Annotated in this window: 13 protein-coding genes; 6 read left to right on the top strand and 7 right to left on the bottom strand. The window is 71.9% G+C overall.

Annotation, left to right across the window (positions count from 1 at the left end):
• The coding region (locus J8J14_RS22005) for a methyl-accepting chemotaxis protein (protein ID WP_209381695.1) at positions 1 to 1,569 on the bottom strand (1,569 nt) is incomplete at its 3' end.
• A gap of 126 nt (positions 1,570 to 1,695) precedes the next feature.
• Here J8J14_RS22005 and J8J14_RS22000 point away from each other — a divergent pair.
• From J8J14_RS22000 to J8J14_RS25210, 6 genes are all read left to right on the top strand, one after another.
• Positions 1,696 to 2,124 carry a DUF1489 family protein gene (locus J8J14_RS22000; protein ID WP_209381694.1) on the top strand — a complete coding sequence of 143 codons (429 nt, stop codon included), beginning with the start codon at positions 1,696 to 1,698 and terminating at the stop codon, positions 2,122 to 2,124.
• Between the two features lie 62 nt (positions 2,125 to 2,186).
• The gene (locus J8J14_RS21995) at positions 2,187 to 2,981 is read left to right on the top strand and encodes a lysophospholipid acyltransferase family protein (RefSeq protein ID WP_209381693.1); all 795 of its coding nucleotides are present in this window, start codon (positions 2,187 to 2,189) and stop codon (positions 2,979 to 2,981) included.
• A gap of 22 nt (positions 2,982 to 3,003) precedes the next feature.
• Positions 3,004 to 4,347 carry a 3-deoxy-D-manno-octulosonic acid transferase gene (locus J8J14_RS21990; RefSeq protein ID WP_245216068.1) on the top strand — a complete coding sequence of 448 codons (1,344 nt, stop codon included), beginning with the start codon at positions 3,004 to 3,006 and terminating at the stop codon, positions 4,345 to 4,347.
• Positions 4,348 to 4,364: 17 nt separating this feature from the next.
• A complete protein-coding gene (lpxK, locus tag J8J14_RS21985) occupies positions 4,365 to 5,354 on the top strand; it encodes a tetraacyldisaccharide 4'-kinase (RefSeq protein ID WP_209381691.1) in 990 nt (329 codons plus the stop codon).
• Positions 5,355 to 5,449: 95 nt separating this feature from the next.
• Positions 5,450 to 6,406: an iron exporter MbfA gene (gene mbfA / locus J8J14_RS21980; RefSeq protein ID WP_209381690.1), complete on the top strand. Its 957-nt coding sequence runs from the start codon at positions 5,450 to 5,452 to the stop codon at positions 6,404 to 6,406.
• A 71-nt stretch (positions 6,407 to 6,477) separates the two neighbouring features.
• The gene (locus J8J14_RS25210; protein ID WP_245216067.1) at positions 6,478 to 7,320 is read left to right on the top strand and encodes a DUF2272 domain-containing protein; all 843 of its coding nucleotides are present in this window, start codon (positions 6,478 to 6,480) and stop codon (positions 7,318 to 7,320) included.
• 118 nt (positions 7,321 to 7,438) lie between these two features.
• Here J8J14_RS25210 and J8J14_RS21970 read toward each other — a convergent pair whose 3' ends face one another.
• The 6 genes from J8J14_RS21970 to J8J14_RS21950 all read right to left on the bottom strand — a co-directional run bounded on the left by J8J14_RS21970 (position 7,439) and on the right by J8J14_RS21950 (position 12,387).
• The gene (locus J8J14_RS21970; protein ID WP_209381689.1) at positions 7,439 to 8,932 is read right to left on the bottom strand and encodes a carboxypeptidase M32; all 1,494 of its coding nucleotides are present in this window, start codon (positions 8,930 to 8,932) and stop codon (positions 7,439 to 7,441) included.
• Positions 8,929 to 9,618 (bottom strand): SURF1 family protein, encoded by a 690-nt coding sequence (locus J8J14_RS21965; protein ID WP_209381688.1) that lies wholly within the window; start codon positions 9,616 to 9,618, stop codon positions 8,929 to 8,931. The genes J8J14_RS21970 and J8J14_RS21965 overlap by 4 nt, the downstream gene beginning before the upstream one ends.
• A 70-nt stretch (positions 9,619 to 9,688) precedes the next feature.
• Positions 9,689 to 10,558 carry a cytochrome c oxidase subunit 3 gene (locus J8J14_RS21960; RefSeq protein WP_209381687.1) on the bottom strand — a complete coding sequence of 290 codons (870 nt, stop codon included), beginning with the start codon at positions 10,556 to 10,558 and terminating at the stop codon, positions 9,689 to 9,691.
• A gap of 100 nt (positions 10,559 to 10,658) precedes the next feature.
• Positions 10,659 to 11,267, bottom strand: coding sequence for a cytochrome c oxidase assembly protein (locus J8J14_RS21955; protein WP_209381686.1), 609 nt, complete (start codon positions 11,265 to 11,267; stop codon positions 10,659 to 10,661).
• 14 nt (positions 11,268 to 11,281) lie between these two features.
• On the bottom strand, positions 11,282 to 11,416 hold the full coding sequence (locus tag J8J14_RS25545) for a hypothetical protein (protein WP_280843009.1): 135 nt from the start codon (positions 11,414 to 11,416) through the stop codon (positions 11,282 to 11,284).
• A 14-nt stretch (positions 11,417 to 11,430) separates the two neighbouring features.
• Complete coding sequence (locus J8J14_RS21950) at positions 11,431 to 12,387, bottom strand: heme o synthase (RefSeq protein WP_209381685.1); 957 nt, start codon at positions 12,385 to 12,387, stop codon at positions 11,431 to 11,433.
• Positions 12,388 to 12,400 lie beyond the last annotated feature (13 nt).

Here is a 12,400-nt window from a genome sequence, read left to right as displayed (position 1 = left end):
GGCGGCGCGGCGCAGCGACTCCACCTCGCCCGCCAGGTTCTCGACCACGGCGCCCACCTCCGCCTCGAAGGTATCGGCCAGCCGCGCCTCCTCGGTGGCGAGGCGCCAGGTGAGCATCGGGCCCGCATAGGCGCCGCGCCCGTCGGTGATGGCGCTGGCCTGCAGATCCACCACCTCCTGGCCGATCCGCAGCCGCGCCCGGTGCGGCAGGGCGGAGGGATCGGACAGGGTCTCGCGCAGCGCGGGCAGACCCTCCAGCGGCAGTTCCTCCAGCGCGCGGCCCACCACCGGCTCCGCCACGCCCAGCCGGGCAAGGACCACCGCCATCTCGGCATTCGCATGGGTGATCCGGAGCGCGGGATCGGCCGCCATCAGCCCCAGCGGCATCTGCTCGATCATCTGCGCCTGGGCGAAGGCCCGCCCCACCGTGCCCCGCAGCTCCTCCAGCGCGGCGGCAATGCGGCCGGTCTCGTCCTTGCTGGCCTGGTCCCGCAGCTCGGCCGCCGTGCCGGGCGCGGTGTCGCCCGAGGCGATCGCGCGCACCCGCGTCGCGGCCCGGCGCAGCGGCGCGCCGATGGCGCGGGCGCTGGCCCAGGAGGAGAGCAGCAGGATCAGCGCCACCGCCAGGCCGATCCATAGGGTGAAGGTCTCGACTCCCAGCAGGGCGGTGTCCATGGCGTCGCGGCGCGCATTCGCATCGTCCCGCAGCAGGCGGGTCGCCTCGCCCAGCGCGCCGCGAAGGGCTGCCGCGGCGGCCTCGGCCTCCTCGGCCCGGATCTTCGCCAGATCGTCCAGCACGGCCAGGATCGTCTCGGACGCCTCGGCCAGGCCGGCGGAGATGGTGCCGATGCGGTTGATGTCGTCCCTCAGCCGGTCCGAGACCGCATAGGACTGCACGCCCCGCAGATGCACGCGCTGCTGCGCCAGGGCGCGGCGCACCCGCCGGGCTTGTGCCTCCTCCCCGGTCACCAGGTAGCGCTGCACCGCCAGCCGCGCCTCGTTCACCGCATTGCTGTAGGCCATCACCCGGCCGCGGACCTCATCCACCTGGCTCCGGTCCGGCACCTCGAATTCCAGGGCACCCAGCACGGCCTCAAGCGACTGGTCGAATTCCGTGTTCAGCCGGTAGAGCCGGTCGTCGCGCGCCTCGATCATGCGGCGCCGCGCCTCCAGCATCCTGCCCAGCGCGGCCTCATAGGCGCGGGTGGCGGGAAGGGCCGCCCGCAGCGCGGCGGAAGCCTCGGCATCCCCCACCTGCCCTCCGGCGCGCTCCACGAGATCCCGCGCGCCGGCCAGCGCGGCCATGCCCCGCTGCGCCGCCTGCTGGGCAATCGGCAGCAGCTGGGCATTGCCCAGATCGGCCGCGGCCGCCGGTGCCTGCGATGCCTCCGCGCCCGCCTGCTCCACCAGGGCGAGCACCCCGGCGGCGCGGCGCAGCTGCGCCTGATCCCTTTCCACCTCCCTCACCTCGAACCAGACAAGCCCGACGAGCCCGCTGAGAAGGGAGAGTGTCAGCCCGGCGCTGGCACCCAGCTTGCGGGCGACGGAGAGGTTCTGGAACGCGCGCATGGCTCTGGCCGGCTCCTCGATCTGGACAGGGCCGCCATCTTCCCGGTGCTTTCCTAACCGATGGATAAGGCGCGGGGCGCCAGCTTGCCGCTTGCGGAAAGGTGAGCGCGGGCGCAGATCGCGCGCGTGCTGCATCTCATCAAGCTTGCCGTTGGACCGAAGGATGTCGCGGCCATGGAGCGCGCCCAGGCCCTGCGCGCCTGCGGCCCCGAGGGGCTGCGCCACGTCACCCGCATGACCCCGAAGCGCGCCCCGGAGATCCTGGAAGGCGGGGGCTCGCTCTACTGGGTCGTGGCGGGCGTGCTGCGCGTGCGCCAGCGCATCCTCGCCATCGAGCCGGTGAAGCGCGCGGATGGCTCCGCCGCCACGGCCCTGATCCTGCAGCCCGGGCTGGTGCCCGTGCATCCCCGCCCCATGAAGCCCTTCCAGGGCTGGCGCTACCTTGAGGGCGAGAAGGTCCCGCCCGACCTCGCGGAAGGCGACGTGGTGGCCGAGGGGATCGACGAGCTGCCCCCGGGCATGCGGCGCGCCCTCTCGGATCTCGGCCTGCTCTGAAGCCTGCCCGTGACCTGCCGCCCCGCCCATGCTAGGGCCGCCGCTCCCATGGCCAGTTTCCCATGCTCCGGCGGCTGACGCGCCACCCCCGCTTCCTCTCGGCCGCCGCCCGGCTGCTGGGGCTGTATATCGCCCTGATCCACCGCACCACGCGCTGGACGCTGGTGGGCGATGCCGCCATGGCGGCGCTTCGGGAAAAGCCCGGGCCGGTCATCCTGTCCTTCTGGCATGAGCGCATCGCGCTCGGCCCGCGCCCCTGGATCGGGATGCAGCGGTTGATTCCGGCCCTCCGGCCCAAGCGGCCACAGGTGCTCGTCTCCCAGCACCGGGACGGGGTGTTCATCGGCGAGGTGGTCGCCCGCTTCGATCTCGACATGATCTATGGTTCCTCCTCCAAGGGCGGGAGCCAGGCGCTGCGGACCATGCTGAAGATCCTGCGCAAGGACGGGGTGGTGGCGATCACCCCGGATGGCCCGCGTGGCCCCCGCCGCGTGGCGGCCGCCGGGGTGGGGCAGCTGGCCGCCGTCTCGGGCGCGCCGGTCTTTCCCTATGCGGCGATGACCACGCGCCATTTCCGCCTGCGGTCCTGGGACCGCATGGTGATCCCCCTGCCCTTCGCGCGCGGGCTGATCGTGCTGCATCCCCCCTTCACCGTGCCGCCCCATGCCGCCGAGGCCGGCCGCGCCGCGGTGGAGACGGCGCTGACGGAGGCTTGCGACGCGGCCGATGCCTGGGCCGAGGCCCGCCGCGCCGGCCGCGACGGCGCGGCCGAACTGGCCGCCGCCCAGGCCCTGGCACGCCGCGCGCCGCCGGCCTTCCCGGCCGTGGCGGATGTCTCCCCCGGGGACGCCGCCTGACCATGCGTCCGGGCCTCCGTCCTTGAGCACCCCATCCGCCGCGAGCGGCTGGCGCGGAACCCTGCCGCTGCTGGCATGGCGCGCCACGGCCAGCCTGGCCGCCCCGCTCCTTCCCTTCTGGCTGTCGCGCCGCGCCCGGCGCGGGAAGGAGGACCCGGACCGGCTGCGCGAACGCCGCGGTGAGGGCGCGGAACGTCCGCCCGGCCCCCTTCTCTGGCTGCACGGAGCCAGCGTGGGGGAGAGCCAGTCCGCCCTGCCGCTGATCGAAGCCCTGGCCGCCGCGCGCCCGGCGCTGCGCTTCCTCGTCACCACCGGGACCGTCACCGCCGCCCGGCTCCTCGCCGAGCGGCTGCCGCCCGCCCTGGCGGGCCGGGTGCAGCACCGCTTCGTCCCGCTGGACGTGCCGGCGCATGTGGCCCGCTTCCTCGACGGATGGCGCCCGGATGCGGCGGTTTTCATCGAGAGCGAGATCTGGCCGAACCTCATCCTCGCGACCGCTGAGCGGGGCGTGCCCATGGCGCTGGTGAATGCCCGCCTCTCCGCCCGCTCCGCCCAGGGCTGGGCCCGGATGCCATCCGTGGCGCGCCGCCTCTTCGGCGCCTTCCGGCTCGTGATCGCCCAGACCGAAGCCGATGCCGAAAGGCTGCGGGCCCTGGGCGCGGAGAGGGCCGAGGCCTGGGGCAACCTGAAATTCGCCGCCCACCCCCTCCCCGCACCGGAGCAGGCACTGGCCGGGCTCAAGGCCGCAATCGGCACGCGCCCGGTGCTCCTGGCCGCCAGCACCCATCCCGGGGAAGAGGTGCAGGTGGCCCAGGCCCATGCCCGCCTCTCCGGCGACCTGCCCGGCCTGCTGACCATCCTGGCCCCGCGCCACCCCGAGCGCGGCGCCGCGCTTGCCCGCGAACTGGCGGGCCATGCGCTGGCGCTCCGCTCCTCCGGCGCGCTGCCCGGGCCGGACACCGCGCTCTACATCGCCGACACGCTGGGCGAGCTGGGCCTGTTCTACCGCGTGGCCGGCGCGGCGCTGATCGGGGGCTCCCTCGTGCCCCATGGCGGGCAGAACCCGCTGGAGGCGGCGCGGCTGGGCTGCCCCATCCTTCTCGGCCCGCATACCGGGAACTTCACGGCCATCGTGGAACGGATGCTGGCCGCGGGCGCCGCGCTGCGGGTTGCGGATTCCGGCGCCCTGGCCGAGGCTGCTCTGCTCGTGCTAACCGAAGCGGACCGGGCACGGTCCATGACCACGGCGGCCGCCCGGATCGCGGCGGATGCGGGGGCCCTGCCGGAGCGCCTGGCCACCGCGATCGAGACGCTCCTGCCGGCTTCACCCCCCCTGGGGGGCGGGGTTGGCGTGGAACCAGCATAAGGAAGCCCGACGGCACCATGCGTGCCCCCGATTTCTGGACCGGGGATGGCAGCGGAATCGCGCCCACCCTGCTCTCCCCCATCGCCGCCCTCTATGCCTCGGCCACCGCGCGGCGCGTGGCGCGGCCGGGCTGGCGCGCGCCGGTGCCCGTGATCTGCTGCGGCAACGCCACCGCCGGCGGCGCGGGAAAGACCACCCTTGCCCTCGATATCGCGCGGCGCCTGGCGCATCGCGGCATCGCCGTGCATTTCCTCACCCGGGGCTATGGCGGCAAGCTGCGCGGCCCGGCCCGGGTGGAGCCGGGCAGGCATGACAGCACCGCGGTGGGCGACGAGGCCCTGCTGCTGGCTGCCGAGCACCCGACCTGGATCGCCGCGGACCGTGCCGCCGGCGCCCGCGCGGCGGTCGAGGCGGGGGCCCAGGCCATCGTCATGGATGACGGGCTGCAGAATCCCACCCTTGAGAAGGACCTGTCCTTCCTCACCATCGACGGCTCCTACGGTTTCGGGAATGGCCGCGTGATCCCGGCCGGCCCGCTGCGCGAGCCGGTGCATGCCGCTGCCCGCCGTGCCCAGGCCGCGCTGCTGATCGGCGATGACGAATGCGGCGCCCTGGCCCAGCTGCCCCCGGGGATGCCCGTGCTGCGGGCCCGCACCGTGCCGGGCCCGGAAGCGGCGCAGCTCGCCGGGCAGGCGGTCTTCGCCTTCTGCGGCATCGCCAATCCGCGGAAGTTCTTCACCACGCTGTCGGAAGCCGGCGCGATCATCGCGGGCCGCGCCTCCTATGCCGACCACTACCCCTATGATGCCGGCGACCTGCGCGAGCTGATGGCGGAGGCGGACCGGCTGCGCGCCATGCCCGTGACCACGCGCAAGGACTTCGTCCGCATCCCGCCCGCCTTCCGCGCCCGGGTGACCGTGGTAACGGTGGGCCTCGCCTGGGACGAGCCCGCCATGGTCGAGGCGCTGCTGGACCCGCTGGCCGGGCGGGTGCCCGTTCCGGCCTGATCTGCGGCCCGCAATCGAGAATGCCTCCCGATTGCGGTTAAGCCGCTGATTTTCTTGTTCTTCCCTTCGGGCCAGCTCCGGCGCTACGAAGACGCATGAAGCGCTTCGAGGACCTGACGGAAGCCGAGACCCTCGCCCTGGCCATTGCCAATGAGGAAGAGGACTCGCGCATCTACGCGACCTTCGCCATGCGGCTGCGCGGGGATTTCCCGGCCACCGCCGCGGTCTTCGACGGCATGGCGGCGGAGGAGGACGGGCACCGGCGCTCCCTCCTCTCCCTCTATGAGGAGAAATTCGGCCGGGAGCTGCCCCTCATCACCCGCCAGGACGTGCGCGGCTTCCTCCGCCGCAACCCGGTCTGGCTGGCCGAGGAGCTGCGCATCGAGCAGGTGCGCCGCCAGGCCGCGGTGATGGAACTGGAGGCGGGTGAGTTCTACGCCCGTGCCGCGGAGCGCGCGCGGGACACGGATGTGCGGCGCCTGCTGGGCGACCTGGCCCTGATCGAGCGCAAGCACGAGGCCGTGGCGGAGCGGCTGGAGAAGACGCATCTCACCGAATCCGCCAAGGCGAGCGAGTCCTCGACCGCACGGCGCCTGCTTGTGCTGCAGGTGGTGCAGCCCGCCCTGGCCGGGCTGATCGACGGCTCCGTCTCCACCCTCGCGCCCATCTTCGCCGCGGCCTTCGCCACCCAGAGCACGCATGAGACCTTCCTGGTCGGCCTCGCCGCCTCGGTCGGCGCCGGCATCTCCATGGGCCTCACCGAGGCCATGTCGGATGACGGCGCGATCACGGGGCGCGGCCGGCCCTGGATCCGTGGCCTGGCCTGCGGCCTGGCCACCGCCATTGGCGGGCTCGGCCACGCGCTGCCCTATCTCATCCCTGATTTCTGGACGGCGACGGCCGTGGCCGGGATTGTCGTGGTGGTGGAACTGCTGGCCATCGCCTGGATCCGGTGGCGCTACATGGAAACGCCATTCGGCGCGGCCCTGGTGCAGATCGTGCTGGGTGGCCTGCTGGTGCTGCTGGCCGGCATCTTCATCGGCAGCGGCTGACCTGTTCCACCCGACGCCCTCATGCTGAGAGCGGGAGGAAACCTGCCCCTCCCGCAGTGCGATATCCGCCCATGCGCCGGCTACTCTCCTGCTTCCTCCTCACTCTCCTGGTGGCCTGCGCCTCAGATGACCGGAATGACCCATCATCGCGGGCCCAGGCGCCCTCACGTGGCCCGGCCGGTCCCGTGGCGGCGCGGCTTGTCGCGGAAGCCGAGCGGGAATGGCAGGCCTGGGGGCGGATCGCCGTGGAAGGCTGGCCCGTCGCGCTCAACCGCACGCCGGATGCCACGCCCGAGCTGTTCGAGCGGCTGATGACCTACTGGGCAGCGACCCCGGAGGGGCCGGAGGTGATCTCCGCCCACCGCGACTTCCGCGACATCATCGCCGCGCCCATGACCAGCACGGCCTCACTGGACCCCGTTTCCGGACTGCCCTTCGAGGTGCTGCCGGCCAATGTCGCCATCTCCTCCTACAACCATCCGGCCTGGTCGGCGGCCTTCATCAGCCATGTCATGGCCGCGGCCGGCCTGCCGCGTTCGGATTTCGATCCATCGGCCAGCCATGCCTTCTATGTGGACCGGCTGATCGCCCAGGCCATGGCCGACCCCGCGGGTGCCGCCTTCATCCCCCATAATCCCCCGGAGCACCCGCTGCGGCCCGGCGATCTCGTCTGCGCGGACCGTTCCTACAGCCCGCTCTGGGACTGGCCATCGCGCCTCATGGAGACCGGGCGCTTCCGGCCGATGCATTGCGACATCGTCGTGCGCGCCGGGGGCGGCAGCATCGATATGATCGGCGGCAATGTGCTGGACGTGGTGCTTCGCCGGCGCATCCCGACCGACGCCCAGGGCCGAGTGCTTCTGCCCCCGCCCGAGAGGCCGCCCTTCTTCGTCGTCTTCGAGAACAGGCGCTGAGGCGGACAGGGATGCCAGCATCCGCTGGCATCGCGTCTCCCGCGCCCGGGTGCGACGCGGCTGGCCGCGAGCCCGGTTCCTGTGCTGCCGCGCCCCGCTGCCGGACCCGCGGCGGCCATCAAGGCGTCTGGCGGGTGAGGTAGCGCCCGCGGAGATGCTCCATAAAGGCGGAGGCATCGAGCGGCCGGCCGGTCGCTGCCCGCATCAGGTCCTGGAAGCCGAGGAGCGAGCCCCGGTTATGGACGGAGACGCGCAGCCAACTCACCAGCGGCCCGAAATCGCCCTGCCCCAGCGCCTCGTCCAGCCCGGGCAGCGCCGTCCGCGCGGCCTGCATCAGCTGCGCCGCGGCCATCGCCCCCAGCGTATAGGACGGGAAGTAGCCGAAGGCGCCGTCATGCCAGTGGATGTCCTGCAGGCAGCCCCGGGCATCATCGGGCGGAGTGATGCCGAGCAGGCGCTGCATCCCCTCCCCCCAGGCACCGGGGATATCCGCCACGCGGAGATCGCCCGCGATCAGCGCCTGCTCCAGCCGGAACCGAAGGATGACATGGGCTGGGTAGGTGATCTCATCCGCCTCCACCCGGATGAAGCCGCGCTCCACCCGGCGCCAGAGGCGGCCCAGATTGGCTCCCGCATAGGGCGCCGCGTCGCCGCCGAAGGCAGCGTGCAGTTCGGGCCCCAGCCAGGAGAGGAAGGCGTCGGAGCGGCTGGCCTGCATCTCGATGATGAGGCTCTGGGATTCGTGTGCCGCCATGCCGGCGGCCTCTCCCACGGGCTGGCGGGCATAGGCTTCCGGCAGCCCGCGCTCATAAAGGGCGTGTCCGGTCTCGTGCAGGATGCCCAGCATCGCCTGGCCGAAGGATTCGGGCGTGTACCGGGTGGTGATCCGCACATCGCTCGGCGTGCCGCCGCAGAAGGGATGGGCGCTTTCATCCAGCCGGGCGTGCTCGTAGTCCAGCCCCGCCCGCTCGGAGAGGCGGCGCCCCAGGGCGCGCTGGATCTCCACCGGAAAGGGCCCCTGCGGCGCCAGCGGGGCCGGGCGGCTGGCCTGGATCTCCTCCGCGCGCGGCAGCGCATCCGCCAGGAAGGATTCATAGGCGGCGAAGATTGGCTCCACATCCGCGGCGCCGATGCCGGGCTGGTAGGTGTCCATCAGCGCGTCATAGGGGCCGAGGCCGGTGGCGGCGGACAGGGCGGCGGCGGTTTCGCGCTGAAGGCTCACCACCTCCTCCAGCCAGGGGCAAACCGCGGCGAAATCGGAGCGCGGGCGGGCTTCCCGCCAGATCTTCTCGCAGGCCGAATTGGCGCGGGCGGTGGCCTCCACCAGCTCGGCCGGCAGGGCGGTGGCGCGCCTGTGGGCGCGGCGCATCAGCGCCAGATTGGCCTCGTCCCAGGCTCCTTCCGCCGTCGCCGCGGCGAGATCCTCGGCCATGTCCGGCGCCACCAGCATCCCGTGGGCAACCCCGGCCAGCACGGCCAGCTGGTCGCCCCGCGCGGCGCCCCCGCCGGGCGGCATCATGGCGGAGGCATCCCAGCCGAGCATGGCGGCGGCCTCGTTGACCGTCGCGATCCGGGAGAAGCGGTCCTTCAGGCGGGAATAGGCGTCGTTCACGGATCCTCCTTCCGGATCACCCAGGCGATCAGCACGGCGACGAGGGAAAAGGCCAGCCCGTACCAGGTGATGGCGTAGCCGAGATGGGAGTTGGTCGGGCGCGGCAGCGTGACCGCGGGCTGTGGCAGCGTGCCCGGCCTCTGCCCCGGTTCGGCCAGTGCCACCAGCATCCCCGGCATGGTGCCCGGCAGGCCCAGCGCCGTCCCGATGGCCCGGGCATCGGCGGTGAAGAAGCGGCGGCCCGCGACGTCATCCGTGGCGGCGAAGAAATCCCGCTCATGCGGGGGCGAGACATAGCCGGTGACCGTGACCGGGCCATCCGGCCGCGCGATGGGGGCGCTCCGCCGCTCCATGGGCACCCAGCCCCGGTCCACCAGCACGGGCGGCAGCCCATCCGCCTCCAGCGGCGTGACGAGCCTGGCCCCGAGCACGCCGCCCTGCACCTGGGCGCCGAGAGCCGCCTCCAGATCATGCCGGAAGCGGCCGGTGACCTGCACCTTGGTAAATGGCTGCGGGGACTGGGTAAGCGGAAGCGGCGGCCCGGCCTCGGCCGCGGCGATCTGGGCAAGGAGATCGGTCTTCCAGTGCAGCCGCTGCACCTGCCAGGTGCCGAGCGCCAGCAGGGCAGCGAGCACAGGGATGGAGGCCAGCAGGGCCGGAAGGATTCGCCGCCATCGGGAGGTCATGCGCGGGGCCTTTAACGACGAACCCCGCCCGGCGGGCCGGACGGGGTTCGGATGGGATGCCGGGGCGGCCTCAGTGATGGGCGATCTCGCCCGCGCCCCAGACATAGATGCAGATGAAGAGGAAGAGCCAGACCACGTCCACGAAATGCCAGTACCAGGCCGCCGCCTCGAAGCCGAAATGCCGGCGCGGGGTGAAGTCGCCCCGGATGGCGCGGAAGAGGCAGACCGCCAGGAAGATGGTGCCGACGATCACGTGGAAGCCGTGGAAGCCGGTCGCCAGGAAGAAGGTGGAGGGATAGATGCCGCCACCGGCGAAGGCGAAGGGGGCCTCCGCATACTCGACCGCCTGCAGGAAGGTGAAGAACAGGCCCAGGCAGACCGTCAGCGTCAGCCCCTGGATCATCCCCTTGCGGTCACCCTCGATCAGCGCGTGATGCGCCCAGGTCACCGTGCAGCCCGAGAGCAGCAGGATCATGGTGTTCAGGAAGGGCAGGCCGAAGGGGTCGAAGGTGAGGATGCCCTTGGGCGGCCAGATCGCCGTCTCGGCGCCCGCGACATGCTCGGGGTAGAGGGCGAAGTGGAAATAGGCCCAGAAGAACGCGACGAAGAACATCACCTCGGAGGCGATGAACAGGGCCATGCCGTAGCGAAGGCCGATCCGCACGATGGGGGTGTGGATGCCCGGGGTCTTGGATTCCCGGAGCACGTCCCGCCACCAGAAGAACATCGAGGTCAGCACGCCCAGCAGCCCGACGCCCAGCATCCAGTGGATGTTGTAATGGGCGAAGAGGATGATCCCGAGCAGCATCGCACCCGCGGAGAGCGAGGCGATCATCGGCCAGGGGGACGGGTCCACCAGGTGGTAGGGATGCTTGTTCGGCGGCGGCGGCTCGTTGGGGTCGAGCGAGATGTCGGCCGTTGTGGTGTCGAGGGAAGCCATCGCGCGTCCTGGTGATGCGGGGCGGGGCCCCGTGGAGTCTCGGAGCATCAATCCCGCAAACGGATGCGGGGATCAAGGGTTGGACCGGCGGAAGCCGTCCCTAGCGGGTCACGGTCCCGCGCCCGACATGCGGGCCGGCACTGGCCAGGGCGCCGGAGCGCTCGGCATCCGCCAGGGTGCGGAAGAAGGTGTAGTTCAGGGTGATGGTCCGAATGTCCCGGGTGTTCGGGTCATTGGCCATGGCGGGGTCCACCCAGAAGCTCACGGGCATCTCGACGGACTGGCCGGGCTGCAGGGTCTGCGCGTCGAAGCAGAAGCAGGCGACCTTGTGGAAATACTTGCCCACCACTTCCGGGGTGACGTTGTAGGTGGCAACCCCCTCGACCGGCCGCTCGGCGGTGTTCGCCGCGCTGTAGAAGGCCAGCCCCTCCTCCCCGAGATGGACCTGCATCGCATTCTGCGCGGCCTCGAAGCGCCAGGGGAGAGAGGGATGGGTGTTGGCGCTGAACCGCACCGTCACCTTCCGCTCCACCGCGCCGGGCGCCGCGGGGCCGCCGGTCTGGACCGTGCCGTTATAGCCCGTCATGCGGCAGAACATGTCGTAGAGCGGCACGGAGGCGAAGGAGAGCCCCACCATGCCGGCGACCGTCCCGAAGGCGGCGATCGCGACGCGGCGGTTGCGGCGGGCCAGCGTGTCCTGGCGGTCCATGGTCCCTTGCCTTCCTAGCTGAGGGTAGAGGTGATCTTCGCCACGGTGACGAGGTAGAAAATCACCACCAGCGCCAGCAGCACGATGATCAGGCCGATATTGCGACCGCGGCGGCGGCGGAGGAGGGCCGCCGTCTCCTCCTCGGTCATGGGCGCCGGTTCCATCAGGCAAGCACTCCCGCCGCGCGCAGCCAGTGATCCACCGCCAGGGCTGCGAACAGCCCGGCCAGATGCAGGAGGGAGAAGCGGAAGGCGGCCCGCGCGGCTTTGTCGCCTTCCATGCTCACCCCGCCCTCGTCCTGCGGTTCCCGCCACACGCGCCAGGCGTGGAGGACGAAACCGGCCCCCAGGGAAAGGGCAACGGCGCCATAGACCGGGCCGGCAAACCCCAGCAGGGCCGGCAGCAGGCCCAGCGGGGCCAGCACCAGGGTGTAGAGCAGGATCTGGCGCCGCGTTTCCCGTGCGCCGGCCACCACGGGCAGCATCGGAACCCCGGCGCGCTGGTAGTCGTCATGCGCCCAGAGGCTGAGCGACCAGAAATGGGGCGGCGTCCAGACGAACACGATCGCGAAGAGGATCAGCGGCAGGACATCCACCCCGCCCGTGACCGCGGCCCAGCCGATCACCGGGGGAAAGGCCCCGGCGGCCCCACCAATGACGATGTTCTGGGGCGTCCGGCGCTTCAGCCACATGGTGTAGATGAAGACGTAGAAGAGAATGGATCCTGCCAGCCAGGCCCCGGCCACGGGGTTGGTGGCCAGCCCCATCAGCAGCACGGAAAAGACCGAAAGGAAGACCCCGAAGGCGAGGGCACTGCCCGGCGTGATGCGGCCGGCCGGAATGGGGCGGCGGATCGTCCGGCGCATCACGGCGTCGATGTCGCGGTCGTACCACATGTTGATGCAGCCCGCGGCACCGGCGCCGAGCGCGATGCACAGGATGGCGACACCACCCAGGATCGGGTGGATGCGGCCCGGGGCCACGAGCATGCCCACCAGCCCGGTGAAGACCACGAGGGTCATTACGCGGGGCTTGAGGAGCGCGACCCAGTCGCGCAGCTCGGACCAATCGGCAGAAACGTCGAGGGGGGCCGTGGCCCCCCTCCGGATCAGGTCACTCATGGTGACGCCTCAT

Source organism: Pararoseomonas baculiformis (assembly GCF_017813395.1).
In the GTDB taxonomy this organism is placed as follows: domain Bacteria; phylum Pseudomonadota; class Alphaproteobacteria; order Acetobacterales; family Acetobacteraceae; genus Roseomonas; species Roseomonas baculiformis.
The sequence above is the reverse complement of the archived record's forward strand: the minus strand, read 5'-3'. Positions and strand labels throughout refer to the sequence as shown.